Source organism: Corynebacterium sp. MC3 (assembly GCF_900099485.1).
In the GTDB taxonomy this organism is placed as follows: Bacteria; Actinomycetota; Actinomycetes; order Mycobacteriales; family Mycobacteriaceae; genus Corynebacterium; species Corynebacterium pseudogenitalium.
This window is the reverse complement of record NZ_LT622816.1, coordinates 435,509-462,116: the sequence shown is the minus strand read 5'-3', so window position 1 is coordinate 462,116 and position 26,608 is coordinate 435,509. Positions and strand designations below refer to the sequence as shown.

Here is a 26,608-nt window from a genome sequence, read left to right as displayed (position 1 = left end):
ATGCTGATCGGCAACATGAATGTTGAAGTGTGGCGCTCGCAGGGCCGTAACCGTGATGGGGACCAGGAGTTTGTGTTCCATCACAGGATTGAAAACTGTATCTTCCAGGAGCGTGATTTGTCTGGCTGGCTTGGCTCTGACAAGTCGGACCGTGGGCAGACGCGCTACGCGGTGGATGCTGACGCTGAGCTGTACGTTAATCCTGGTGAGGACATTCAGGAGGGTGACCACGTGAAGTATCAGGGGCAGACGTGGCAGGTTGATTCGCACCTGGTTACGGGCACGTATCCGTCGGGGTGGCAACCCGGCGCGAAGGTGTTTTTGTCGCTGGTGAGGGGATGGTGAGTTGCGGTGAGGTTTGAGCCGAACTTTAAGGAGTTCCACAAGATTCTTAACGGCCAGCCTATGAAAAGTTGGATCGGGAAGATCGGTGCGCAGGTTCATGCGGCGGCGGTTGCTGGCACTCGCCGGAAGACCGGCACGAACGCTGGCAGTATCGGCCTGGATGTGAAGCCATATTCGGGGCCGTGGGGTGATCGTGTCGTCGCGGAGATTCGCAACAGTAACGACAGGTACGGGTTGGAGCGTGAGCTGGGTGGGCGTGTCAACCCCCGCCCGGAGCGTTCGCTGTACTACGCGATGGTTGCTGTGGCTGGTGGTCACGCTGTGGCGAAGCCTGGGATTGTGTACGGCAAACCGGCGCGTCGCACGAAGCCGAAGCCGTTTCTCACGCGCAATAAGTACGGGAGGCTCTAGTGGATAACTGGCAGTTCCCGCAGCAGGACGAAGTGGTCATGGACCTTCTTGAGGACATGACGGACCCGGAAGAGGTGTGGGTGGGGTCGTGGTACCCCGAGGTGGACTTTGACGGGGCGAAGGTGATTGTGGTTCGGTTGCCGTCGAACACGGTGGGGGTGACGCGCTACGGCCAGGTGGAGATTCTGGTTGATAGCCCGCAGCGTGGCCGGGCGCGGCAATTGGCTACAGAAATATCGGATGTGCTCAACGATTTGCCGGGCAAGACTGTTCGTGGCGTGCTGGTTGATGACGTTATTGAGCACGCTGGCCCGCAGGTTGCTGAGAATGTAGATAAGACACTCAGGACGTACACGATGGTGTACTCGCTGGGTTTTCGGAAACAACGTCTCTAGGAGGAGATTTTTATGGCTGACCAGAACACCGCAGTACAGGGTGCTGAGTTTGATTTTGATAAGTTCCGTGGCGTCGAGGATGGCCTTGTACGCAAGATGGTGTCGGGTGGTGCAATTCTGATTGCGCCGATCAGTGCGTCGCCGATCACGAAGTTCACGGACGACAAGGGCCTTCTTGTGGAACAGGCTGGCTTTATTGGTCTGGGTCGTATCGCGAAGGATGGTGCCCCGACGTTTAATGCCGATGTGCAGGAGGACACGGTGGAGACGTGGGGTGAGATGGAGCCGTCGCGTCGTGACATTACGACCTCGACGCTAACGGTTGAGGCGACCTTGCAGGACACCCGCAAGGAAACGCTGATGCTGGCGGCTCGCCGCGACATGGAGTACATGAAGCAGGTGAAGCCGGGCACCAACGGCGAGTTTGGGATTGTGGATAACCCACAGCCGGGTACGCAGTTCTTCCAGATGCTGATGATTGGTGCGGATGGCACTGGTGAGGATGCGTTCTACTTTGGTCGTTACCTTCCGCGTGTGTCGATCAAGATTGGCACCGAGAGCTGGAACCCTCAGTCTGAGGTGACCTACCCGCTGACGGCGACGGCGACGAAGCACACGAAGCTGGGCTTTTCGTCGAAGCGTTTCTACGGTGGTCCGGGCGCGAAGGCGCGCTTGAAGGCGATGGGTTTTAGCGGTTAACCGCACCAATGTTTCTAGATAGGGGCAGGGTACCGGATAGGGTATTCTGTCCCTATTGGCATGTTTGGATGGAAAGGATTGTTGACATGGCGAAACTCGACCTTGCGAAACTGGTGAAGGAAGTTAAGGGGCGCGAGCAGGACCCGCTCAAGATTGACCTGGGCGATGGTGGCAAGCCGGTAGTGTTGGATCATGTGCCGCTACAGCTGTTTATGGGTCTTGAGCGTAAGGCTGACTACTCGATGGTGGAGTGGGTGCTGTCGGTGTTGGAGGACTTTTTCTCGCCGGAGGATTGGGGCCGTTTAAAGCCGATCCTTTTGACCGCGCCGCTTGAGGTGACCAGTGAGCTGTATGACCGTATCTTTGACCATTTCAATTTGCGTTTGGAGACGGCTGATGCGGGAAAAGGCGACGAGGACTCTACCGAGTAGCAGCGTTGCTTGACTATGCGGGGGCCGAGCTTGAGGTGGACTTCCAGCGCCATTACGGGCTGGATATTCACGAGTTCGCGTTGGGGGCACGCCCGTGGGGGCAGTTGGGCCGGTTGGCGTCGGCACTGCCTACGGCAAGTTTGTATAAGAACAAGCTGTTGATGGACCCACAGTTGGCGGCGGAGCTTGACCTTGCAGGCCAGGGCGATGATGGGGTTGTTCTGGACTTTGTGGATGAGACGCCGGTGGTTGCGGCGTTGCGGGACATTCAGGACTGTTTGCGGGACCTTGTGTGGGTGACGGTGGGCAACCCGAAGGTGCGTCCTCCATCGCCGTTGCCGAGGCCGGTGTCGGCGGTGACGCTGTTGCAGCAGAAGCAGGCTGAGCAGCAGATAGATCAGATGGTGCTTGCCATTACTGGGCAGGCGTTGTAGTTGGTCGGACCGTTGCGCCCGGCCGGGAAGGTTGCGTTACCGTGACGAATGTTGGCGAGGCGTGGGTCAAGGTCCACCCAAATACAGACGACTTTTTCAACAAGCTCACAAAGGACGTCGCTAAGTGGGGCGACGACGAGGAGAACCAGCCCGACGTCAAACTCAAACCAAAGATTGACGACGAGGAGTGGAAAAAGGAACGCGAACGGTTCCAGAAGAAGAACGACAAGGACACTGAGAACGCGCCCACCCAGAAGGTTCGGCTGAAAATTGCTGACGATGATGAGTCGAAGAAGCAGTTTGGTAAGGAGCTGGACCAGTTTGCCCGCAAGCTGAACAAGCGCGAGTCGGTGAAGGTCAAACTCAAGGTAGATGCGGATACCGCACTGGCTGAGGCGAAGATTGCTCGCCTTGACGGCAAGCATGTGCGTGTGCAGGTCGAGGCGGTCACTGGCGAGATTGACCAAGCGAAGGTGCACCGCCAGTACGCCAAGATGAAGGAGGCATTCGACAAGCAGCAGCGCGCCGTCGATGATGCTGTCGGCAAGCCGGTGCCGGTCAAGGTGGGGCTGGACCCACGTTCAGCGGCAGTCACGCTGGCGACGGCACACGAGTTCCGTGAGCGTCTTGAGCAGGAGGTTGGCCAGGACCTTGAGATACCAGTCACCCTAGGGCGTAAGGGGCGTGACCGGCTTGACGGTGAGATTGGTGACCTTAAGGGCAAGCTGTCCGAGCTGCGCGAGGTTGGCGACGTCAAGATCAAACTGTCCGTCGATGAGGAGTCCAACCCACTACGCGACCTCATGGATGGGTTCGACCGTGACGGGGACGATTTCTACAAGACGGTCCACATCTACCCCGAGCTAACGTTCGAGGCGGACGACGACGGCAACGCCTTGTGGGATACCCACGTCGAGGACCTTGTTGCGGATCGTGACATGCGGGTGTTTATCGACCCGCAGTTTAAGGACCGCGAAGGCAACGACACGAGTGAAGTGTTCAAGGCGTTGGCGGCACTACCGGAGCGTAAGAAGATCACCCTTGAGGTTGATGTTGACGGCACCGGCCAGGCCGAGTCGGTGTTGCAGTCACTTTCCCGCGACCGGGTAGCACTAATCCGCACCGAGTTTGTTGGTGACGGCTACGACGCTGACCTTGCGAAACTGACCACGGGCAAAGAGCTAAGCGTCAAGGTAAGCCGTGACTCTATCGACGACCTGGACTCGCTTAACGACGAGCTGGACCAGGCGGTCGATAAGGTCAACGCCCTGGGCAGTGCGTGGATTGACAACCCGAACAACCGGATTGAGATTTTCACCGACGTCCACACCGAAGCCGCCGAAGCCGCACTGGCGAAACTTACCCGCGACCGCACGGTAGACATTCACGCCAACGTCACCGGGGCGAGCGGGCAGCGTCGCCACGATGCGGATGTTGTGCGCCGCGATGTTGAGTCCGCCGCCGAGATGATTGTGGAGACCATCAACGCTGGTACGAAGAAGGCTAACGCGGAAAGCCAACGTGGCGTCGAGGAGACCGCGAAGCATATTGACGGGGTGGCCACCCGTGTCGAACGCGCCGTCGGGGCACCGACCGGCCGACGTGGCGGCACTATCCGTTCGATGGGTGATGTTGAAGCATCCCGTATCTTGGGCCGTCTTGGGCTGAAAGACTCCACTATCAAGCGCTACACCAACACCGCGCAGGATGTGATGGAGCTGCAAAAGGCGGTCCTTGAGGCGCAGATTCACGCTCACACCCCGCAGGCGGGTGCGCGTGAGGATGCGCTTAAGGCGATGTACCGAAACGATGGGACTATCGGTTCGGCGGGCTGGATACGTGACCGGCTGGTACCTGGCTGGATGGATGCGCTCAACGCGACGCGGCGCGCACCAGCCTCACAGGCTGAGGTTGTTGAGGAGGTCAAGAAGCTACGCGAACAGGTAGAGCGCACTGTTACGCGCCCGGCGGCTCGCCGGAGTGTTGTGGACTACGACGCCGCGGGGGCGGCGATTGACCGTGGCCGACACTATGCGGGCAAGCAGTGGGAACGTGAGCTGTATGAGCGTCGGGTGAAGTCGATTGATGTGTCGGTGGAGAAGATTCACGACACGCTTGCGACGCTCTATAACCGGCTCGCTACATCGGGTAAGTCCACTCGCATTTCGCAGCTTGAAGGCCAGATGGCGGCAGCGGCAAGGGCGGCTAGGGGTGATGCACAGCTGGGCGACCTTAAGCGGGGCATGTCCACCCTCGGCGATGTGCTTGTGGACCCGGCGCGCCTGGATCGTATTGATGCGCGTACGGTGCGTGAGACGCGCAGGCATCCGCGGTTTGAGGTGAGCCATCAGGCGGATGCGATGTTCGCGAAGCTCGATTTGTTGGGGCGTGAGCGTGAGCGTTTGGTGGCCAGTATTCAGGAGTTGGGCCAGTCGCGCCCATTGAAGGTTGCACAGGTGCAGGCCCCTGCGGTTGTTGAGGAGCTGCAACGTTACCTACGTCGTAATGCGGACTTGTTTGACAACGGGTTTACCGGCGCGTCGTCGAAGCGGTCTAAGAGTGTGTCGCGGGATCAGATTCGTCACGGTGCTGATACGTGGATTAAGTCGGCGAAGGCGACGGGTGTGCCTCGTACCTATGACTCGATGATGTCTGCGATGATGCGTAAGACGTTTGCTGAGGTGTTTGCCGCGCCTGGTTACGTGGCGAAGTTGTTTGCGGGTATGCCGAAGAAGTTGCCGGGGGTCAAGGGTGGTGGCTTAGGGTTCAAGGACGCGACTGGGGTTGTGGACTTTGGCAAGGGGTTGTCGAAGGGGCCGTCGAGCAAGTGGTCGCCGTCGGCTACTGGTGGCGGTAAGTCTGGTGCACTCAAGGGGGCCGGGAAGGCTGGTGGGCCGCTGGGGATGGTCTTGCAGGCTGTGGCGGGTGTGGGCGCGCAAGGGTTCCGTCTTTCCACGATGGGTGGCGGTATTGCGGTGCTCATTGGTGCTGTCACTGATGCGCTGGCGGGGTTGTCGGCGATGGCTGTGTCGATTTTGAAGCCGGTGGGCCAGCTGATGCAGGGTGTTGTGGTTGCCCCGGCGGCGTTGGCACAGTTGGCGACGGGTATTGGTGCGGTAGCACTGTCGTTTAAGGGTGTCGGTGAAGCGTTGGGGTCGATTGGGGACCCGGAGAAGTTTGCCGAAGCGTTGGAGGAACTGACCCCGGCGGCGCGTGATTTCGCTCAAGCTGTGGCTGATGTGGCTGAACCGTTTTCCGAGATGCGGGAGACGATGCAGGAGCAGTTCTTTGACGGGATGGCCGACTCGTTTACCCGCATGTCTGATGCGATGATGCCGGTGCTGTCGGATGAGTGGCCGAAGATGGCTGGGGCGATTGGGGACATGGCCGATTCGGTGTTCGGTGCGTTGTCTACCCCGAAGGCGACGGAGCAGATGCGCAGCATGTTCGAGGGGATCACCGAGTCGTTCCGGGAGATGGGGCCGGGGATGCAGGCGTTTACCGAGTCGTTCATGACGATGGCTGAGGTGGGCGCGCGTGAGGCGTTACCGGCGTTGGGGCGTGCGTTTACTGACCTGGGCCAGTGGACGAAGGATTACTTTAACGAGCAGCGTGTGTCGTCGTGGATTGATGTGGCGAAGAATGGTGCCCGCGAGCTGGGTGGCCTGACGAAGGACTTGTGGGCTGGCAGTGCTGATTTCTTGAAGGCGATGGCTGATGGTGCCGACGCGTCGTTTGGTGAGGGTGGCGTGTGGGGCGCGATGCGTGGGGCGATTGCCGACTTCCGTGAGTTCGCCGCCTCGGATATTGGGCAGGCGAAGATCGCGAACTTTTTTGAGGGGGCCACTGATAGTGCCAGGACGTTGATGGACATTGCTGGCAAGTGGAGTGAAACGATTGTCACCGACATGATCCCGGCTACCAGGGACTTCCTGGACAAGCATGGTGAGTCGATTGGCAATTTCGGCCAGGATGTTTTGAGCGTCATGACGAAGATGATCGGCACGCTTGATGCTGTGGTGCCACTGTTGGCGAACGCGGCGCACGCGCTGAACGAGACGCTTGGTGGCCCTGGTTCGAAGAAGGAACGGGAGAAGCTCGGCAAGTATGCCGACAAGCAGACGGAGAGCCTGGACCAGAAGTACAAGCACCAGTACACCGACAATGCGCGTGGCGAGCGGTTTAAGCAGAAGGATCGTGAAGCCCTCACTAGCCATATTGGGCAGGCGCGTGAGCGACTGAGTGAGGATATTGGCAGCGTTGATACTGCGGAATGGCAGAAGCTCGCCGCGGTTATGGAGCGCGCACAGGTGCGCTTGCAGCAGCTTGAGGGTGGTTTTGATGGGGCGCGTCAGTCGGCGGATGCTACCGCGTCGGTGGCGACGATGCTGGGGCAGAAGATCGTTGATATTCCCGACAAGAAGACGATGGTTATTGAGGCCGATCCGGGTGATCGTGCTGTTAATGCGTTGCGTCATTTGGGTGCGCAGGTTGACGAGATTGAGGGCCAGCCTGGCAAGTTGCGTGTTGAGTTCCAAAACGAGATGGAGATCAACGGTGCGCTTGAGAAGATTACCGCTGAGATTCAGGACCTCCCCGACGCCGAGATTCAAGCCCGTGGCCTTGACGTGGCGGTGGACCAGCTTGCCGAACTCAAGGCGCAGCTCGACGGCATGACCAGCGCAAACATCGCTATCAACGTGGAGGCCGGCCAAGTTGACGGGGTGATGGAGAAGCTGTCGCAGCTTGGTATCGCGGCGAAGGAGGTCAACGGGTCGATCTACATTGACACCAACGCCCCGGATGTGATGGCGAAGCTGGAAGAGTTGAAGCTGGCGACCCCGAACGCTGAGGGCAAGCTGACGCTGGTGAGCAACGTTGACGAGGTGCTTGGCGAGCTGTTGGGTATTCAGGGACAGACAATCACCTCGACGATTAACGTGACGAAGACGGGTGATACGGAGCCGCCGAAGGACTCTAAGTCTGAGCATGAGCGTCATGTGACGAACACAGGCGAGGTGGCCCCGCCGCCGTCGTCGGACTCAACCCATAGCCGTAACGTGGTCAATACCGGGCAGGTCACCCCGCCGGGTGATTCCCAATCCACGCATATCCGTATCGTCAAGACGATCATGCAGAACGTGGGCGCGCAGATTGGTGGTGTGGCCGGGGCTGCAATTTCAGCTGGTATGCAGGCGAATGGTTCCATTGTTCCAGCGGCGGATGGGTTCGCCTCGCGCAGTGCGATGATTGCCCGTAAGGGGTCGTACATTCTGTGGGCGGAGAATGAGACTGAGGACGAGTCGTACATTCCTCATTCGTTGTCGAAGCGGAAGCGTTCGACACAGATTTTGGTGGAGACCGCCAACCGTTTCGGCCTGGATGTAGTGGACCGTAACGGGAAGCATGTGGAGCGCGACGGCAGCAGCATCACCCCAATGGCCGATGGTGGGGTGAAGTCGCAGCGTTCCCGTGAACTGTCGGAGCTAAACAAGAAGCGCGCACGGGCGGAGGCGCTGGCGAAGAAGCGGAAGCAGAAGCCGCTTACCCGTGAGGAGCTTGCTGAGGCGGCGCGTCTTGAGGCGGAGCTGGCGGCGATCAAGGAGCGGTCGAAGGATGGCAAGCATGAGGATGTTGCCCGGAAGATGACCGGGTATCGGGATGGCAAGTTCATCTACACGGATGTTGCCCCGGATGCTGAGGGTGCGGTGCGTGCTGTGGACCATGCGGGGTTGGTGCCTGGGCAGGTTCGTGTGGCCTCGACGGTCAAGGACTGGGACGGTTTGGATGATCGTTCGGTCGGCATCATTAACGCGATGGGTAATACCAGGTTCCGCGACGAGTACAAGTCGAAGGCGGACGGGTTGCAGGCGAAGGCGTTGGCGCAGGGGATGGACCCGGCACAGGTGGCGCAGGCTCGGCGTGCGGTTGATGGGGCGATGCCGTTGACTGACCTTCCGGCCGACGTCAAGCACGCACTGTTGACTGGTGAGGATGTTGTACGGGATGAGGGGTGGCATCGTCAGATTGATACGGAGCGACTGTTTAAGCCGAAGCGTCGGTTTGAGGACTTTGACCTTAAGACGTTCGGCCGGTACATGCAGGGCTGGTATGGGGACGATCTGGCGGACCTGGTGGAACTTGACGCTCGCCATTTGCGGGATGTGCCGTTGTACAACATGGTCAACCCGGATGCGGATGCGTGGAACGCGGTGCTGGCGGATATGCGTGGTGGCCAGCAGGACCTTGAGCGCAGGTACACGGATCGTTACCAGCGGGAGACGAAGATTCGTCGTGATGCGGAGAAGGCGCAGAAGGAGCAGTTGAAGGGTGCGGACAAGAAGCAGAAAACGCCGAAGCAGTTGCAGAAGGATGTTGAGCGCGAGTTGAAGCGTGAGCGTGAGCAGCAGCAGGTGCGTGCGGCTGGTATGGAGGCGGTGCAGCGTGCTCGTTCTGGTGCTGCGACTCGTTCTGATTCGGGTGGGGGTGTGGTGGTCAATCAGACGATTGGCAACATTACGGCGGCGGATGCTGGGGATGCGGCGTCGAAGTTTAGGCGTAAGACGATGGTTGGTTTCGAGAGTTTGACAGGAGTGGTTTAAGTTGGCGAGCGGGTTTGAAGCGACGACGATTACCTATATCCCGCCGATGGCGGGGACAGTCATGCCGCAGTGGCAGTTGGCTGGGCCGGACCAGAATGCACACCCGGTGACGCTACGCCGGGGTGTGCGTGGGCTGTGGGGGCCGCCGGTGGATGTGGAGACGCGCAGGGTGTTGCAGTCGCGGCATACGTACCGGGTGGGGACGAAGCCGAAGCAGTTGACGATTGAGTTGCCGGTGCATATTACGATGCCGGATTACGGTGAGTTTGCGGGCGTTCCGGTTGGTTTTCTTGCTGAGCGTTGGATGGCGTCGTGGCCGTCGGATATGGGGACGTCGGCAGCGCCCTTGGCGGGAACGTTAAAGGTGGACCACCCGCAGTATGGTTCACGGTATTTGGACGTGTATCGGACTGAGGAGTTCGAGGTTTTGACCAACATGGACCCACGGGTTGCAGGGTCGATGAAGATGTTGGTGGTGTGCGCCTCGAACGATCCATACCCGCGCAGCGATGTGTTGGTGGAGCAGTTGCGGGACGTGAGCGAAGACACGAGGAAGTCGAGGTGGTCGCCTGAAAATGGTGGCGACGTCGCTATCTCGCCGAAGGTGTATGTAGAGGCGGCGACTGGTGGTGAGGTGGCCGTTTCGGTCATCGTAAAGCCGAGCGATATCTTAAAGCCAGGCTATGGGGAGTACGCGTTTTATATGGAGTCGCAGAAGAATGAAGCGCAGTCGGCAACGTTTAAGTTCAACGTGCCCGGTAGTGGATGCTTTGATCTGGACCCGGCACAGTTGACGTTCACGCCCGGCAAGTTCAATGCGAAGGCAAAACGATTCCAACCGTCCGGTAATGCTCGCGGCCTGCATTGGTCGGGGGCGGCGTCGGAGGCGCGCCCGATTGGGTTGCCGTGGGGGCAGTCGGCAGCGGTTGTGGTGCCGCCGCAGTGGGAAATGGATGTTGAGGTGAAGAAGGCTACAGGGTTGGGCAACGTCTACGTTGACCACACCTACCGATACGAAAGGTTGTGGGGCTAGTGTCTGAGCACGCGTTACGGTCCGCGTCGGCACCCGAGGCGAAAGTGTTCGTGTTAAGCCCTGACGGGTCGAGGCACACGCAGCTGACGAGGACGTTGAGCATCGAGTATGAGGTGTTGATGAATGATGTTGGCCAGCTACGCCTTGAGGTGGAGCTATCGCCAACCACGGAGGCGGTGTTTCTACAGTCCCACCCGGACGAGGCGATCCCGATCATTGTGCAGGCGGGCGCGATGGAAACGCTGTGGCTGACCACGAACGTTGTGGAATGGTACGAGGGGGCCACGCCGACGATACAGGTGGTGGCGGTATCCCCGGAGAAGTACCTGGAAACACTGTATGCGTGGCCGTTGCCGGAGGCACCGGCTGAGGCGCAGGTCAACAAGGAGGGCACCTATGTTGGGCCGGTAGTCACAGTGGTCAAGCAGCTATTGAACCGGAACTTTCGGCGCATGACGTGGCGCAAGGACCGGCTGCACTACGTGGCCCCGGCGGCACCGGCCGACCAGTACTCCCGCATGGTGATTATCCAAGTGAAGATGAACCCAATGCTTGACCTGATAAAGGACCTGATTGATACCGAGGCCCTGACCATTGCGGCCAGCGTGTACCTGCCGGGGCGCGGGCAAACCCCGCCGAGTGGGCATGACCCGAAGCGCCCGGCGATCATGTGGAATGTGGAGCAGCGGGCAAAACTACCGTCGGGTGGGGTGATGTTGCGCGGGTTTGTGCGCACCTTGCAGGACTTTTGGTCTGACATTTGGTCGTCGTTGACGTTGCAGGACCAGTCGGTTGACGCGGTGAAGTACTGGGGCGAGCCGCAGTTGATGATCCGTAAGCATCAGTATGCGTCGCTACGCATTGAGACGGTGAAGCCGACGGCGTGGCGTTACACGGTCGGTGGGCAGTCCCCGCAGTGGATTAATATTTTGTCGCAGATGGCGATTGGTACCGCGATCAACGTGGCTAGTGGCGGGCTGGGCGTGATGCTGAACTCGTCCGCGGTGGCGCAGATTGGCAATAACCGGATCATGTCGTACCACTCGTGGCCTGATGGTGCGCGCATGAGGAGGATGGGGCCGTTTGGGATGATGGAGGCGTTCGCGCCGACGGTGGGGTTGACGGTTGATGCGTTGACGACGATTAAGCGGTTGCAGCTTAAGTCGCGTTCGACGAAGGCGCACGAGTTCCAACTGTTGCCGACGGTGGGGTTGCAGCCTGGGGTGGATTACCGGGTGGGGTCTATGTTGTCGCTTGAGCTGCCTGGGGATAGGTATGTGGTGGCGTTTGTGACGTCGATCCGTTACACGTGGACGGATGAGGGTGCCCCGCAGGTTGAGGTGCAGGTGGCCGACCGGCCGGTGCGTGATCCGTTGGATGCGTCGTTGCGTCAGATTAAGGGTGTGACCTCGATGATTAACAAGGTGGCGCTGTTGACGCAGTAGGGAAGAAATGGGTGAGGCCCCGGCATGTATGGGGGTTACCGGGGCCTCGTGTTGTGTGAGGACAGTGTGGAAAACGGGTGGACTGTCCCCAAGTAGGTATTAAAGCCCGTTGGTGCGGTAAAGTCAACTCATGTGGGGACACGTGCGTAGGAAGGTTTTGTGCATGGACGTATCCGTTTTTGAGGCTGTGATGGGGGCGACGGCCGGGAGGGACCAGTACCAGAAGTATCTGGGTGCCTATGTGAGGGCGATGAAGGCGGCGAACATTACGACGGTGAAACGGGCGGCGATGTTCGCAGCGCAGATCGGCCATGAGTCGTACGGGTTGCGCTACATGGAGGAGCTTGCAGATGGTTCCGCCTATGAGGGGCGTCGCGATTTGGGCAATACCGTGCCGGGTGACGGGCGCCGGTTTAAGGGGCGTGGCCCGATTCAGTTGACGGGGCGTGCGAACTATCGGCGGTTTACCGAGTGGGCGAATAGTCGGGGGTTCACCACTATCAATTTTGTGGCGAACCCGGAAAAGGTAAGTGAACCGGAGTGGGGGTTCTTGGCGGCGGCGTGGTACTGGACTGTGGCACGTCCGAGCCTGAACGGGTGGGCGGATGCTGGGGATGTGCTGAGGGCGTCGCGGGATATTAACGGGTGGGTGCCAGTCCCGAACGGGTTGCAGGACCGGGCCTTCCGCTATGAGCGCGCGCTGAGGTTTGGGGGAAAACTACTACCGAAAGAGGAGGAAGCGGTGGAGAAGATTATCCACTATTCCCGTGACCAGGTGACACAGGACACGGGCTACTATTGCGGACCGGCGAGTGCGCAAACAATCATTAAGGCTGTCACAGGGGTGACGGTAAGCGAGAACACGCTGGCGAAGAAGCTAGGCACCCACACTGGGGGTACAGACTATGTTGGCCTTTTCCCGAAGGTGCTCAATGAGTACCTAACTAAGGCCAACTATGTTGCGGTGAGTATGCCGAAGGACCCGCCAACACAGGAGCAGAAGGATGCACTGTGGAAGAACATTGTGTCCTCGATTGATGCGGATTACGGGGTTGTGGCGAACATTGTTGCCCCGCCGAATAACTACCCGGTGGCGGTATGGCCGTCGAAGATTAACCCACAGTACGGGGGCGGAACCGTCTATCACTACATCGCTGTGATGGGCTACTCGAACCACGGCCAGCACAAGGTGTGGGTTGCCGATAGTGGGTTCTACCCCTACGGCTACTGGCTCAGTTTTGACCAACTGTGCTCATTGATCCCACCGAAGGGCTACGCATACGCGCAACCGAAGACTACAGCAAAGAAGGAGAGTGACGGGATGTTTGGACCCGACCAGGTTGGGGCGTTGCATGAGGCGAAAGTCCATGCGCGCTCCGCAGATAAGAAGTTGGACAAGGTTGTTGCGACGCTAGAGACGAAGCAGCCGTCGCTGGTAAACGGCTCGAAGGCGTTTGACCTGGTGACCTACATGCGGTTGGTGGATGCCGCGGTGTGGGAGTCGAGGCAGTTGATGGATGCGGTTGCCCGCAAGGTTGGCCTTGACCCGGACGAGGTTGTGGCAGAAGCACGCGCCCGCGACAACAAGGCGGAGGTGAAGTAGCAATGGCTGTCCCAACGGATATTACGGTCGCTGTATCGAACGCGCTCGCGCACCAGTCGTGGTTCATGCGGCGCAAGGACACGCTGGTGGCTGTGGCCGGTACGGTGCTACAGCTTGGCAACCTGGCTGTCGTATTCACGCAGGGGTTCCCTGAGTGGGTTGGCCTATTGGTTGCCGTGGTGGTCGGTGTGGCGCAGGTTGTGGTTCACGCTGGTACGAAGGGTGCAATCACCCCGTCGATGGCGGCACGTCTTGAGGAAGCTGCCCCATCGGTGGGCAAGCACCGTGAAGAAACGTATGCGCAGGCGCGTGACCGGCTCGCTGAGGTTGGTGAACCCGTATGAGCAGCGAGTTTGCGCAAAGGGCGGTGAGCCGGTTTAAGACGATTGAGGGAGCAGTGTGGATACTGTGGGTCCTGACTGCCGCTCGTACACTGTCGTACTTTTCCGAGCGGGACACCGTGCTTGCCCACCTCGTCGAAAACTTGAACACTGACTGGTTGTCGCCGCTGGTGTGGGGGACGGCGTGGGCGTTCATCACGGTTGGTGTGCTGTCGAAGAGTCGGCGGTTGCTGTCGGGGTCGATTGGGTTTACCGCGGCAGTGATCTTCCTGTGGGGGGTGCTGTTCCTTTGGTCTCACCCTGACGCTTTCCTTTCGCGGGGGTCTTTGTACATTGCGCTGTGCGCGATGCTGACGTGGGGGATTGGGCGCACGACGAGGTTTGAGCTGTCCGAAGGGGGTAGCGATGCAGTTGACGCCGCCGGAGGTCGTCGATAACTTTTGGGCTTTTCTTGGATCAGTTATCACCGTGGCTGGCACGCTGGCGTGGGGTATTTGGAACTCGCGGCTTGCCCGCCGAAAGGATAAGGAAGAGCACGGGTCTGGGGATTCGCGTGCGACGATTGCTTACCTGTTGGCTGAGAACGCGGATAAGACGCGTCGTTTGGATGAGCTTGAGCATGTCACGGTGACGAAGTACCCGTTGGCGTTGGACCATATTTCGGTGGTGCACCGGAGGTTCCCGAACGTTCGGGAGCAGGTGCCGATACCGAGGATGCTGCGGGCCGATATTGAAAGGAGGGAGCAGGGTGACTAGGGGGCAGCAGATTTTTAAGCTGACGAAGATTTTGCAGCACATCAAGATTCCGGCCGACCCGCCGTGGCCCGAGGTGGACCTGCGGTTTGAGGGGCCGGTAGACCGTATAGCCACACACCTGTACGACGCGTGTGGCGTGCGGGTGGAAGAGGAGGGGGTGACGGTCGATGAGTGAGTACCAGATTGTTCCTCGTGATGAGGATAACCCGGTGTTGCCTGACCCGCCGGAGAAGCCGGACGGGTTCAACCTTGTGGGCGGGTTGTTGATGAACCTGGTCACGGGGTTCTTTTCCACCCTCGGCCAGCTTATCGGCGGCACGATTAAGGGCGTCGGCAAACTTGCCGCGGATGTGATTGAGGCCGCGAAGGAAGTAGCCGGGGGTATCGCGCGCGCGATTATGGGTGAGGGTGCGTCGATGAAGGAGATTGGGGGTGCGGTTGATAAGAAGATGGGGCCGATTAAGACCGCAGTTTCCGAGTCGGGCGAGCGGATGGTGGCTATTTCGTCGAAGATGGATAAGACGATTAGGCGTCAAGAGGAGCTTGAGCAGACGCAGAAGCAGGCGGGGAAGGATGCAAAACAAGCGCTGGCGGACGCGAAGTCGTTGACGGAGAGTGTTGCCAACTATAAGAAGGCGCAGGACGACCTCGCTCGCAAGTACGCGAAGGAGTCTAAGCAGCTCCAAAACAAACTGAGTGGCATCACTACCGAGCAGGGGAATATCAACACCCGGATCGGTCAGATCAACACCGAGGTGGGAAACTCAGTCACCGAAGCCCGTGCGCTTGGGGAGACGCTTAAGAAGATTTCCGACGAGCAGGGCAACCTCACCACCAAGGCAAAGAAGCAGATGGAGACGGTGGTTGAGGCGAACAAGAAGGTCAAGGATGCTGTTTCCGAGGCTGAGAAGGCGTCGAAGTCCATTGAGAACATGGTGGATATTGGGGCGTCGCTGGTTGCTCTGATTCCTGGTACTGATACCCCGGACTGGTCGAGAGCTGCGTACAGTAGCGGGAAGATGCCGGACCCTCCAACGAACGTGAAGGGTGTGTACCGCTGCAACGCTACGCAGGGTTACACCGAAATTGTGAACGCTAGGAAGGTGAAGGCTATTGCGGGCAGGTGGTACACCTACGAATTTTGGGCGCAGGCGAACAAGGCTGACGCAGCGTTGCTGATTCGCCTTGTGGACGGGGAGAAGGTTCGGCCTGCAATTGCGAAGCTGGAACCGAAGGACAACCCTGGGCAGTGGCACACCACGACTTGGGGTATTGGTGGTGCCATCAAGATCACCAAGGCGAACGAGTGGCAGAAGTTCTCTGGACGGTTCCAGCTGCGGGACGACCTTGAGTTCGTCAAGATTGACAGGTTGGAGTGGCACTGGGGAGGCAAGGGTCCGCAGGACGCGGTTATCTACGTCGCCGGGTTGAAGGTGCTGCCTGAGGTTCCAGACCAGGCCACTGTTGACCGTCTCCAAAATAACGCGATCCTCAAGAACACCGCTGTTGGTGCGTCGAACGCGAAGGCTATTGACGTACTGGTGGAGGCGCGCGACCTACAGCTCAAGTGGAACGACACGCAGAAGGGCTGGAACGCGACTCAGGCTAAGCTGACTTCGGCTAACACCTCGGCAATCGCGGGACTGAACAAGGCGAACGACCTCCAAAACAAATGGAACGCAAAGGCAGAGGAGTGGCAAACAACAGCCACCACCGCCATGTCCGCGAACACGAACGCTATTATCGCGCTGGCGCGCAAGGATACGGCACAGTCGTTGTTGGTGTGGGAGGACCTTACTGAGGCTGAGGTGAAGGCTGGTAAGCGTGAGCCGTGGAAACCATCATGGGCGACGGCAACACAGTGGTATAAGGAGAAGAAAACCGCCAGCGATAGCGAAAAGCGGTTCATGGACAGGTTTGACGACATGTGGGGGGTACCGTCCTCAACTAGCACGAAGAACTGTAAGACGGCGTGGATGCGTGTCGAGCCTGGTAAACGGTACAAACTGTCATTCTTTGCCCGCGCCCACGTGCCAGGTTCCCGGTTCTATATTCAGATGTGGGGCAAGGGTGGAAACGGGGGCGCGCCGTTGCGGATAGTGACGACGAGCGTGGATCGTAAGACGGGGAAGCGCACCGAAAAGCTAGGCAACTGGACGTCGTACCCGGTGGACAACTACCAGTTTTTGCCGCATTGGCAGCTAGTCGAGCGGGTTGTCGAGATCCGTGAGGGTGTCACTGAGCTAAGGTTCGGCAAGTTCTACTGGAACCACTCTAACGGGTCGGCGAAGGCGAACCAGTGGATCACAGGGTTGGAGTTCGGGCCGGACATCCCGGTTCAGAAGGATGTGGACGACGCCCAGAACAAGGCGATTGACGCGCTGCAAGAAGCCGACGAAGCGCAAGAACGTATCAACGCGGAGCAGCGTAAGTTCAACCGTCTATCGCAGCGTGCACTGTGGTCGCACCAGGACATGATTGAGTTGTTGGATATTCGTAGCCCGAAGGTTTACGGGTGGGTGCCGGGGCAGGGCGGGAAGGTTTATCGCGGCATTGACTCGGTGAATATAAACTTCCGAACGAATGTTTGGGAAACGCCGTACGTCTGGTTTAGGGACATTGACCGCTACACGTGTGAACTGAGGTGCCGCGGTACGTGGCTGGGGCGCGTCACTGTGCTAATCAACTGGACTAACGGCGCGGCCGACGCATGGACGGTGGACGTGACGGCAAGCAGTAGGATTTGGCAGTTTAAAGGCGGCGCATCACATATCAGTATGCGTTCATACACGGTAATCGTGTACCCGCGCTCGCTCATGCGAGAGGCCGAGGCATCTTTGAGAGACGGTGTGAAGAACCCAAAGAAGCTATCGGGTGATCTATCTCGCCCGTCACACGAGTGGGATACGTTCGTGGCCGACATGAATGGATTGGTTCGCGTGAATGAACGTGAGCAGTTTCGACTCAAGAACACGGTGACTTGCAACCGTGATGTGTGGGTGCGGGATGAGGAGAATAGGCGGGTGCGGATACCGGCAGGCAAGCCTATCGCGGGATACCCGCTGTACCCGGAGGATCAGGACGTCGTGAATACGACTTACAAGTTCACTGAGGTGGATGACCTGCAACTTGTGGGTGGTGGCACTAAGCCGTCAACGCCAAACGGCGCCCCGCCACATCGGGATGTGAAGATGAAGATCATTAATGCAGCAGACTAGTAGGAAGGATTGCTAATGGACGAGTTAGTACGTGAAATTCAGGAGCTAAGCAAGGCGCAGTTTGAGTCACTGATCGGATGGATGGTCAGTGTGGAGCGCGACCGACGCCGTGAGCTTGAGGCGCAGTCGGCGGCGTTGACGAAGCTGATGGCCGATGGGGTGGTCCCTGGGCCAGCCCGTATCACACGGGAGCAGTATGAGGCGGGGAAGGTTGCGCCCGCGTGGGTTGATCCGGCGGGTAACCAGATGATGATGTACCCGGCAGGGTCGGTGGTTGGCCATGCTGACAAGGTGTTTGAGTCGCGGGTGGATGAGTTGAACCGTTGGGAGCCGGGTGTGAGCGATGCGTGGGAGGAGGTTGTTGTGGAGACTGACGGTGGGGGCGACGTCGTAGACGGTGGTGCTGAGGTCGCTGAGGTCGCTGAGGGCCACGGCGCTGAGGTTGATAGCGAGGCTGATGAGGTGGCGTAGCTGGTGTGGGGCGTGCCCACATTTTGCCCACACCTACCCGCACCTTGTCGCACTTTGTCGCACTTGACCTGCGGTTACCTAGTTAGGAAAAACCCCGCCCAACCAGGAGTTTCACCTGGTCAAGCGGGGTTTTTATTGATAGTTGTCGGACTGACAGGATTTGAACCTGCGACCCCCACACCCCCAGTGTGGTGCGCTACCAAACTGCGCCACAGCCCGTTGCCTTCATCCGGCGAATACCGGAACAGCTCCGATAGTTTAGCGCACAGTTACTTCAACTATGAAACCAGCTGTTAGAAGGCAGTGCCGTTGAGGTACACCCATGCGCCGCCCTCGCGAATGAAACGGGAATGTTCTCGCTGGGTGCCACTCGGGTGAAGGGCCTCGAAGCGGACCTCTCCGTAGGTATCCGTTGGGCCACCTTGTTCGGAGTGGAGAACTCGCAGCGCAATATATGGTTCGCCACCTGGTGGAAGCTCTAACGATGCCGGTCGTGTGCTCGAAGCCCAGGTGCGCAGCAAGTAATCCGCATCGCCGACGACGAACGCACTGTAGCGTGCCCGCATGAGCGATTCTGCTGTGGGAGCAGGTTTGCCTGCGTGCAGGGCGCCGCAGCACAGGGGGTATGGGCGATCGAGGCCACATGGGCAGCGTTTCACGTCAGCGCACCACGTCGATGGTTGTCTGCACCGAGGCGCTGTGAACGTAGCCGTCGACGGTTGAGCGTTTGCCGGCCTCCATGAGCGTCTGGGCCTCGGCGTCGCTGAGGTCGCCGAATAACGTGATGTCACGTGTGAAGTGCCCCTCACCGAGATGTGTGACCTCCACGCGCACGTCGTTGAGCGCAAGTCCTTTCGCGGCGGAACGAATTGCCTGGGAACAAGATACTGCCAACGCGGACATGTACAAGCCTGTCGACGTCACGCCCTGGCCCTTGCCGCCAGCATTCTTAGCCCGGTCAGTTGCGATCGCACGATTGGAGGTGCGAACTACGTCGCCATACTTCGTCCCGCGGGCGGAGTAGGAGACTGCGTTGGAGTCGCCGGTGGCATCCGGGACAAATTCGGGGGTGATGTATTGCATGACCCACGAGCCGATAATGTCGGCCGCACGCTGTGCGGTGCCTTGGCGCGTCAATAAATGATCGGCCTTGTCCAGCGCCATGAGTGACTTCGGGTAGCGGGTGAGGCTAAAAATTGACTGGGCGTTATCAATGCCTACCGTCACATCGATAGGCGAGTGGACCAGCAATAGTGGCTTGCGCAGTTTCGGCAGGTATTCTTCGGGGTTCGTGTCGGCGAGATCCTCAAGGAAGTCGCGTGAAATGATGAGCTCCCTGCCGCCGAGGATGACGGGGACATAGCCGTCGCGGTCCGCGTCACCAATCTTATCCGCATAGTGCAACACCGAGTGTGCAGGGTCGAACGGCGCACCGACTGTCGCTACGGCTTTGAGCGTCTTTTTGAGATCGGGATGGGTCGCCGCTTTCAGTGCTGCAGCGCCCCCGAGCGAGTGGCCCATGATAAGCTGTGGCGCTTTGAACTCTTTGGCTAACCACTTTGCTGCAGCCACGATGTCGTCAACGTTTTGTGAGAACGAAGTATCGGCGAAGTCACCCTCAGATTGTCCGAGACCAGGAAAATCAAATCTGAGCGTTGCAATGCCGAACTCTGTTAACCGCTTGGAGATTCGCGAAGCACCAGGAGTGTGTCTGGACCCCGCAAAACAGTGTGCGAAAATCGCGTAGGCTTTCGCCGGCCCGTCAGGCCGGTCAATCGTTCCGGCCATCATCTTGCCCGTCGACGACGGCACCTTCACGTTCAGCGATAACATGTGGGCTTTCCTCCTGAGAACGGGGACGCATTCGGTGGTCTTTGCTTGAACAAGGATAGAGTACATTGACGTGAGCGAGTGAGAAGCACTTACCATGTAGTCCAGGTAGTGCGAGAGGCAAAAGGCCACTTTTGCCGTGACGAAAGGTCGTATGAGGAATGGCTGCATTTGGCTGGTTTTGGAAAGCAATGGGTGCAACGTCCGAACGCAACAACAAGAAGTCGAAGGGGATCGTGGCGAAAGCCCACGAGCTCATCGGAGAGTTCGAAGCTCTTGACGACGTCGCGCTGAGCGCCGCTGTGCGTGACACCGTGCGTGACGGAGAGGTCGTCGACAAGCCTCGCTTCCTCGCAATTCTGTCGGTTGCCGCCACTCGGACCCTTGGGATGACCCCGTTCGACGTTCAAAACCAGGCGGTTTTGCGCCTACTCGAAGGCGATGTAATTCAGATGGCCACCGGCGAGGGCAAAACCCTCGTTGGGGCTATCGCTGCGACCGGTTTTGCGCTCACTGGTAAGCGGGTGCACCTCATGACCGTGAATAACTATCTCGCTGAGCGCGATGCCACGTGGATGCGGCCGCTTGTCGAGTTCTTTGGGCTCAGCGTTGCCGCTGTAACGGAATCGACGCCACGTGAACAGCGCGTAGAGGCATACCGATGTGACGTCGTCTATGCTCCGGTGACCGAGATCGGCTTTGATCACCTTCGTGATAATCAGATCACGCACCGCTCTCAAACCGTTCAGCTACCAGCCGAGGTCGCTCTTGTCGATGAGGCCGATAGCGTCCTTGTCGACGAAGCCCTCGTCCCGCTCGTCCTGGCTGGTTCTGAAGGTACGCAGCAGCCCACAGGCAAGATCACCGAAGCGGTCTCGCACCTTGACGAGGAGAAGGACTACGAAACTGATGCCGATGGTCGCAATGTCTTCCTTACCGAGGAGGGGGCGAAGAGAGTTGAACGTTTGCTCGGTATCGACTCGCTCTATTCTGATGAGCACATTGGCACCACACTTGTCCGGGTCAACCTTGCGTTACACGCTCGAGCACTGCTGATCCGCGACGTACATTACATCGTCGAGGACGGCAAGGTGGCGCTTGTTGACGCCTCCCGCGGCCGCGTCGCTGAACTGCAGCGTTGGCCTGACGGATTGCAGGCAGCAGTCGAGGCAAAAGAGGGGCTGAAGGTCTCCGAGGGGGGCCGAATTCTCGACTCGATCACGCTGCAAGCACTTATGCGTCGCTATCCGACGGTATGTGGCATGACTGGTACCGCCGTGGAAGCCACTGATCAATTGCGTTCATTTTACGACCTGCACGTATCTGTTATTGACCGCGCAAATCCGTTGCAGCGATTTGATGAAGCCGACCGGATCTACGCAACGATGGAGGAGAAGAACCAAGCGATCGTCGAAGAGATCGCGCTGCTCCACGCGAATGGTCAACCTGTTCTTGTAGGGACTCATGACGTAGCAGAGTCTGAGGCTCTCGCAGCGGCATTGAACGAGCGTGGGATCAGCGTGAACGTGCTCAACGCGAAGAATGACGCTGAGGAAGCACGCATTGTGGCTGAGGCTGGAGATTTGGGGCGGGTGACCGTGTCTACACAAATGGCAGGCCGCGGTACCGATATTCGTCTAGGTGGCGCTGACGAAGAAGATCACGACAAGGTTGCGAAGCTGGGCGGTCTTGCCGTTATAGGCACAGCACGCCACCGCACAGCGCGGCTCGACAATCAGTTGCGCGGACGTGCAGGGCGTCAGGGCGACCCTGGCCTGAGCCTGTTCTTTGTCTCCCTGGAAGACGACATTGTTGTTACCGGGGGAGAGGATGAGCGCATCACCGTACATCCCGACGCGTCGGGCAGGATCGAATCCTCGCGTGCACAGCAGTTTGTTGACCACTGCCAACGCGTTACAGAGGGCCAGCTGCTAGAAATTCACTCGCAAACGTGGAAATACAACAAGCTCATCTCGGATCACCGCACAATCCTTGATGAGCGGCGAGCGTCATTGCTCGATACCGACGCGGCGTGGCGTGAGCTTAGCGAACGAGCACCGGAGCGCGCCACCGAGCTGGATGCCATCGATGCTGACAAACTACGGCAGGCAGCTCGTGAGATAATGCTCTACCACCTGGACCATGAGTGGTCTGAGTACCTCGCGCTCATGGACGATGTTCGCGAATCGATCCACCTGCGCGCCATCGCCCGTGAAACGCCAATCGACGAATACCATCGAATCGCCATTCGTGAATTTAAAGAACTAGCGAATCGTGCCGTAGATCAGGCCGTCGATACTTTCAGGAAAGTCGTGATTGATAACGATGGAGCACACCTCGAAGATGCTGGTTGGAAGCGTCCGAGTGCGACGTGGACCTACATGGTGTCGGATAATCCGTTGGCGGGTTCGGGGAACTCGGTGATCTCCGGGATTGGAAATATTTTCCGTTAATCCTCATGTTGAGGTTCAGAGCGTTACACTAGAACCGCAACAGCACGTTGACCCACAATTGGGTAATATTGCGATTTAGAATTTATTGACTTTCAAAAACACCGTCAGGAGTTTGGAATGGCCGAAAACAAAGATGCAGACATCGTCCAGGTCGAAACGACCTCCGTCTTTCGCGCTGACCTTTTGAAGGAGATGGAGAACGGCGCTGCTGCAGCCAACGATAACGTCACCAGCACGGAGAATTTGCCGGATGGTGTTGCGTTGCTCGTGGTGAAGCGCGGACCGAACGCTGGTGCAAGGTTCCTGTTGGACCAGGATGCAACCACCGCAGGTCGCCATCCTGAGGCCGACATTTTCCTTGATGACGTCACGGTGTCCCGCCGTCACGCTGAGTTCCGCCGCGATGGTGACTCTTTCGAAGTCGTTGACGTGGGATCACTGAACGGCACTTATGTGAACCGAGAGCCAAAGGACTCGCAGGTGCTCTCCTCCGGGGATGAGATTCAGATTGGTAAATTCCGCCTGGTCTTTATCGCCGACGAAAAATAGTATTGTCCGTTTGTCTGCCCCTGCCCATTAGAAGAGATTAATCATCACCGTGAGTGCAATACGTCGAGCTGCTACAGAGCAAATGGGAGCCACCGTCGCCCCGTCAGGGACAAAGACCATGTCTATTGGTGTTGTCCTGAAACAGTTGCGGGAAGAGTTCCCTGATGTGACTGTGTCGAAGATCCGCTTTCTTGAGTCCGAAGGCCTGATTACTCCACAACGCACTGCGTCCGGATACCGGCGCTTTACAAGTGATGATGTCGAGCGACTTCGCTACATCTTGGTTACCCAGCGAGACAATTACCTTCCATTAAAGGTGATCCGCGAGCAGCTCGAGGCCATGGATTCCGGTCAGGTCACCGCGATCATGAGCGCGAGCGAAGCTGATCCACTAGTTTCTCCAGATAGCTTCCGCGCACCAACTTCGACGCACTTGAGCGACCGAGACGTTGCCGAGCAGGCTCAAGCAGACCAAGAACTTGTCGATGAGTTCGTGCGTGATGGATTGATCGTTCCTGATGTGGCTGGTCATTTCACCGCCGACGACGTCCGCGTGGTTACTGCAGCCATGGCGCTAGCGGAATTCGGTTTGGATTCTCGCCACCTCAAGACGCTGCGGACTATGGCTCGTCGCCAGGCTGATCTCATCTCTCAAGTAACGGAACCCGTTGCGAAGTCCGGTAAGGAAAATTCAGCACAGCAGGCGGAAGAACTCGGGCAGCAGCTTTCTGCCCTGGTCGTATCATTGCACGCTTCGCTGCTCAAGAACGAGCTGCGAAATTCCGGGCGCTGAGATGCGGTCGCTGAATTTGCTCGGGGTCTACCCGGTCGGCCCGGAACGCTTTCTGTGCGCGTTGCTGCACGCACCAGAGCAGAACCTATTCCTGCCAATTTGGCTTTCGCCATTTTCTGGAGGCAAGCTGGCCGCGCTCATTGATGATGTAGGCCCCCTGACCCCGAGTATTTACGAAACGTATTTGGAAACGTTAAAGGATCTCGGCGCTCAAGTGCAGGCCGTGCGCATTGCGAGCTATTACGAAGGTGTGTTTCATGCCGAGGTGTTGCTGAGTACTGGCAGCAAAGTAGACACGAGCATGTCCGACGCGCTGCTTTTGGCTTGGACAGGGGATATTGCTCTCGAGGTGGACCCTCAGGTTTTGCGGCAAGCCGGCATACGGATTTCCGCGGCAGATGCGAAAGGTATCTTTGACCTTGATCTTCCCGTTGTCGAAGGGGACGCTGAAGACGGAAGTGTTTCCGCAAGCGGTGACCCAGAAGCAGACCGCGATTTTGAGCAGCTGATGAAGAGCCTTGGCGCGGATGATCTTTTTACTTCCGATGATGAAGATGGAGACGGGGCTGCCAACTAAACCTCCCTCAATGTAAAGTAAAGGTTGAGACTTCGGCGTGTCGGCCCGAGCTGATAGAGTCAAATGCCTAAGCTATCAGTACAAATACTGTTAGCCGAGACAATAGAAAACGGGAGTATGGAAAATGAGCGATCTGCAACAAGAGCTTGAACTTTCCGCAGTGGAAGGGCCTGTTCAGGAAACGCTGTTTGATATCGGGCCTTCTGACGAAGTGGGGTACCGAGTTCCGATTGCATGCCAGGTAGCAGGCATCACGTACCGCCAGCTCGATTACTGGGCGCGCACTGACTTGGTGAAGCCTTCAATCCGTGGCGCAAAGGGCTCCGGCTCCCAGCGCCTCTACTCCTTCAAGGACATTCTGGTTCTGAAAATCGTGAAAGGTCTCTTGGATACCGGGATCTCACTGCAAAACATTCGCCTAGCCGTGGATAAGCTCCGTAACCGGGGTGTGAATGACATCGCCGAGATCACGTTGGTCTCTGATGGCGCAACGGTGTACGAGTGCCGCAGCAACGAGGAGGTCATTGACCTTCTCGGCGGCGGCCAGGGTGTCTTTGGTATCGCGGTCCCGCAGATTATGAAGGATCTGACTGGCACAATTGCTGACTTCCCAGCAGAAACCATCAATCCCGAACTCAATGACCCTCAGCCTGCCGGGTTCGATGAACTCGCAGATCGTCGCCGTCGTAAGTCTTCCTAGAGAGTTCTGAAAGGCTGCAGCCCCGCCGTTTACTCCCCGGCGGGGCTGCAGCCTTTCGTACTGCTGTGGGTCTAGCGCAAGTGGTTAGTCCACAACGGCGGTCAGAGCGGCACTGACCTGCTCAGCGGATGGAGCCTCTTTCACCACGGATGCGACATCTGTCACAGCCGTATCTGCAGGGCTATCGCCTACACGAACGACGTCAAGCTTGATTCGCTCACCGAGCCGGTCCTGCAGTGCTGCTGCCGCCTGTGGTGAACCATCATCATCGGCGGTGCCGGTGGTAATCAACACGATGCGAATATCGCGATCGAGCTCACGCATGGCATCGGCGGCAGCGAAGAGCGCTTCCCGAGTCTGCGGAGCACCGCCGGTGCCAAGCAAGCTGGCGGTGTATGCGACGTCCTCGGCATCACTGGTCATAGCAATGTTGCTGCGCCAACCCTTCGTTACACCAGGGTTCAGTGGGGAAGAGTAGTTCCAGAGCGCTACTTGATGGCCAGATTCGGTGACACGGTATGCAGCATCGCGTATCGCGGTGTCGACTGCTGGCTTGAAAGGCTGCATCGCATCTGACGTATCGTACAGGAATAACGTGTCCAGAGCTTGCTGTTGGTTCTCGGAACCAACTTCTTTCTGTTCCTTTTCTGTTTCATCGACCGGAATTTCTGCCACCTGGGACCAAACCTGATCAGGGACATCAACCACCTGTGATTTGCTATCAGTTTTCAACGTTGACGCCGCGTACTTCATGAGGTCCTGCCCGGCGCGAGACTTATTCTCATCGACGTTATCAGTACTGTTCAGCGGTATACCGACGTAGTTCAAAACTGCATCTAGCGATGTGAAAACCCGGTCACCGGATGCTTGTTCAATAGCTGCTGCGTATAGACTCTGTTCATCTTGGATTGACTCTATATCTTCCACTGCCTGCTGTTGTAGGACATCTACGGCGCCTGCCTCATCTTTGGCAAGCAATGACGCAACAGCAACAGAGGCATCCGAGCGTTCAGGCAACACAAATCGCACTGACTCCAGCTTAAGTGTCGCTGGATCAGTAGAAGTTTGCCCCTCCACGCCGAGAGGCGCCGCGTAAACAATCTGTGGGTCAGGTACCGCCGCCGAGCGTTTTGCGTTCCTAAGTACGGCGTCTGGGTTCGCGGTTTCCGGAGCGAGAAGGATAGCTGCGTCCTCGACCTTATCGACGAGCTCTGCCTGCATACAGTAGTCCCGCACAACACGGTGCGACTCGTTGTACGCGGCTACGATCGCTTCACCGACCGATCGTTCCGTAGACGCTACTGGCAGTGAGAGTTCTCCAGACACGCACTGTGCTTCAGAAGCATCATCGGACTGTTCTGGCTTCAGCTTCATCATCAAAATGGCACTCAAAATCACAGCGAGCGCGACCAGAATGACCAGGATCGCTCCACCGGACAAGCGATAGTTACTCTTGCCATCAGAATGTCGGCCCATGCCAATACCGTCCTTACTTCGTGTACAACCCGTCTAGCGTTGTCAA

The 26,608-nt window shown here is 58.2% G+C and carries 24 protein-coding genes and 1 tRNA gene; 21 read left to right on the top strand and 4 right to left on the bottom strand.

Annotation, left to right across the window (positions count from 1 at the left end):
- The 16 genes from BQ4436_RS11125 to BQ4436_RS11050 all read left to right on the top strand — a co-directional run bounded on the left by BQ4436_RS11125 (nt 1) and on the right by BQ4436_RS11050 (nt 18,184).
- Nucleotides 1-345, top strand: coding sequence for a hypothetical protein (locus tag BQ4436_RS11125; protein ID WP_070977010.1), 345 nt, complete (start codon nt 1-3; stop codon nt 343-345).
- Nucleotides 346-351: 6 nt separating this feature from the next.
- A complete protein-coding gene (locus tag BQ4436_RS11120) occupies nt 352-756 on the top strand; it encodes a hypothetical protein (RefSeq protein ID WP_070977008.1) in 405 nt (134 codons plus the stop codon).
- A complete protein-coding gene (locus tag BQ4436_RS11115) occupies nt 756-1,151 on the top strand; it encodes a hypothetical protein (protein WP_070977006.1) in 396 nt (131 codons plus the stop codon). The genes BQ4436_RS11120 and BQ4436_RS11115 overlap by 1 nt, the downstream gene beginning before the upstream one ends.
- 12 nt (nt 1,152-1,163) lie before the next feature.
- Entirely contained in the window at nt 1,164-1,850 is a 687-nt protein-coding gene (locus BQ4436_RS11110) for a phage tail tube protein (RefSeq protein WP_070977003.1), read from the top strand.
- Nucleotides 1,851-1,936: 86 nt separating this feature from the next.
- Entirely contained in the window at nt 1,937-2,281 is a 345-nt protein-coding gene (locus tag BQ4436_RS11105; protein ID WP_070977000.1) for a hypothetical protein, read from the top strand.
- Between the two features lie 5 nt (nt 2,282-2,286).
- Entirely contained in the window at nt 2,287-2,715 is a 429-nt protein-coding gene (locus tag BQ4436_RS11100; protein WP_070976997.1) for a hypothetical protein, read from the top strand.
- Nucleotides 2,716-2,756: 41 nt separating this feature from the next.
- Entirely contained in the window at nt 2,757-9,317 is a 6,561-nt protein-coding gene (locus BQ4436_RS11095; RefSeq protein ID WP_070976995.1) for a phage tail family protein, read from the top strand.
- Between the two features lies 1 nt (nt 9,318).
- Entirely contained in the window at nt 9,319-10,350 is a 1,032-nt protein-coding gene (locus BQ4436_RS11090; RefSeq protein ID WP_070976993.1) for a hypothetical protein, read from the top strand.
- Complete coding sequence (locus tag BQ4436_RS11085) at nt 10,350-11,795, top strand: Gp37-like protein (RefSeq protein ID WP_070976990.1); 1,446 nt, start codon at nt 10,350-10,352, stop codon at nt 11,793-11,795. The genes BQ4436_RS11090 and BQ4436_RS11085 overlap by 1 nt, the downstream gene beginning before the upstream one ends.
- 163 nt (nt 11,796-11,958) lie before the next feature.
- Nucleotides 11,959-13,398 (top strand): C39 family peptidase, encoded by a 1,440-nt coding sequence (locus tag BQ4436_RS11775; RefSeq protein ID WP_070976987.1) that lies wholly within the window; start codon nt 11,959-11,961, stop codon nt 13,396-13,398.
- Nucleotides 13,399-13,400: 2 nt separating this feature from the next.
- Nucleotides 13,401-13,742: a hypothetical protein gene (locus BQ4436_RS11075; RefSeq protein WP_070976984.1), complete on the top strand. Its 342-nt coding sequence runs from the start codon at nt 13,401-13,403 to the stop codon at nt 13,740-13,742.
- Nucleotides 13,739-14,176, top strand: a complete 438-nt coding sequence (locus BQ4436_RS11070; protein ID WP_070976980.1) for a hypothetical protein — start codon at nt 13,739-13,741, stop codon at nt 14,174-14,176. The genes BQ4436_RS11075 and BQ4436_RS11070 overlap by 4 nt, the downstream gene beginning before the upstream one ends.
- The gene (locus BQ4436_RS11065) at nt 14,145-14,495 is read left to right on the top strand and encodes a hypothetical protein (RefSeq protein ID WP_070976977.1); all 351 of its coding nucleotides are present in this window, start codon (nt 14,145-14,147) and stop codon (nt 14,493-14,495) included. Before BQ4436_RS11070 ends, BQ4436_RS11065 begins: the two co-directional genes overlap by 32 nt.
- Nucleotides 14,488-14,670: a hypothetical protein gene (locus BQ4436_RS11060; protein ID WP_070976974.1), complete on the top strand. Its 183-nt coding sequence runs from the start codon at nt 14,488-14,490 to the stop codon at nt 14,668-14,670. The genes BQ4436_RS11065 and BQ4436_RS11060 overlap by 8 nt, the downstream gene beginning before the upstream one ends.
- Nucleotides 14,663-17,713: a coiled-coil domain-containing protein gene (locus tag BQ4436_RS11055; RefSeq protein WP_070976969.1), complete on the top strand. Its 3,051-nt coding sequence runs from the start codon at nt 14,663-14,665 to the stop codon at nt 17,711-17,713. Before BQ4436_RS11060 ends, BQ4436_RS11055 begins: the two co-directional genes overlap by 8 nt.
- A 15-nt stretch (nt 17,714-17,728) precedes the next feature.
- The gene (locus tag BQ4436_RS11050; protein ID WP_070976965.1) at nt 17,729-18,184 is read left to right on the top strand and encodes a hypothetical protein; all 456 of its coding nucleotides are present in this window, start codon (nt 17,729-17,731) and stop codon (nt 18,182-18,184) included.
- A gap of 145 nt (nt 18,185-18,329) precedes the next feature.
- On the opposite strand, the gene BQ4436_RS11045 is transcribed toward BQ4436_RS11050, so the two are convergent.
- The 3 genes from BQ4436_RS11045 to BQ4436_RS11035 all read right to left on the bottom strand — a co-directional run bounded on the left by BQ4436_RS11045 (nt 18,330) and on the right by BQ4436_RS11035 (nt 20,017).
- Nucleotides 18,330-18,403 (bottom strand) — tRNA-Pro (locus BQ4436_RS11045).
- Between the two features lie 74 nt (nt 18,404-18,477).
- Entirely contained in the window at nt 18,478-18,843 is a 366-nt protein-coding gene (locus BQ4436_RS11040) for a YchJ family protein (RefSeq protein WP_070477164.1), read from the bottom strand.
- 1 nt (nt 18,844) lies between these two features.
- Entirely contained in the window at nt 18,845-20,017 is a 1,173-nt protein-coding gene (locus BQ4436_RS11035) for a bifunctional alpha/beta hydrolase/OsmC family protein (protein WP_070976963.1), read from the bottom strand.
- Between the two features lie 158 nt (nt 20,018-20,175).
- On the opposite strand from BQ4436_RS11035, the gene secA2 reads away from it, so the two are divergent.
- The 5 genes from secA2 to BQ4436_RS11010 all read left to right on the top strand — a co-directional run bounded on the left by secA2 (nt 20,176) and on the right by BQ4436_RS11010 (nt 25,086).
- On the top strand, nt 20,176-22,467 hold the full coding sequence (secA2, locus tag BQ4436_RS11030) for an accessory Sec system translocase SecA2 (RefSeq protein ID WP_070976960.1): 2,292 nt from the start codon (nt 20,176-20,178) through the stop codon (nt 22,465-22,467).
- A gap of 117 nt (nt 22,468-22,584) precedes the next feature.
- Nucleotides 22,585-23,016, top strand: a complete 432-nt coding sequence (odhI, locus tag BQ4436_RS11025) for an oxoglutarate dehydrogenase inhibitor Odhl (protein ID WP_070362492.1) — start codon at nt 22,585-22,587, stop codon at nt 23,014-23,016.
- Nucleotides 23,017-23,065: 49 nt separating this feature from the next.
- Complete coding sequence (locus tag BQ4436_RS11020; RefSeq protein WP_083290782.1) at nt 23,066-23,809, top strand: transcriptional regulator FtsR; 744 nt, start codon at nt 23,066-23,068, stop codon at nt 23,807-23,809.
- 1 nt (nt 23,810) lies between these two features.
- A complete protein-coding gene (locus tag BQ4436_RS11015) occupies nt 23,811-24,386 on the top strand; it encodes a bifunctional nuclease domain-containing protein (protein WP_070976958.1) in 576 nt (191 codons plus the stop codon).
- A gap of 124 nt (nt 24,387-24,510) precedes the next feature.
- Nucleotides 24,511-25,086, top strand: a complete 576-nt coding sequence (locus tag BQ4436_RS11010) for a MerR family transcriptional regulator (RefSeq protein ID WP_070362489.1) — start codon at nt 24,511-24,513, stop codon at nt 25,084-25,086.
- 84 nt (nt 25,087-25,170) lie between these two features.
- On the opposite strand, the gene BQ4436_RS11005 is transcribed toward BQ4436_RS11010, so the two are convergent.
- Entirely contained in the window at nt 25,171-26,562 is a 1,392-nt protein-coding gene (locus BQ4436_RS11005) for a hypothetical protein (protein WP_070477156.1), read from the bottom strand.
- Between the last annotated feature and the right edge of the window lie 46 nt (nt 26,563-26,608).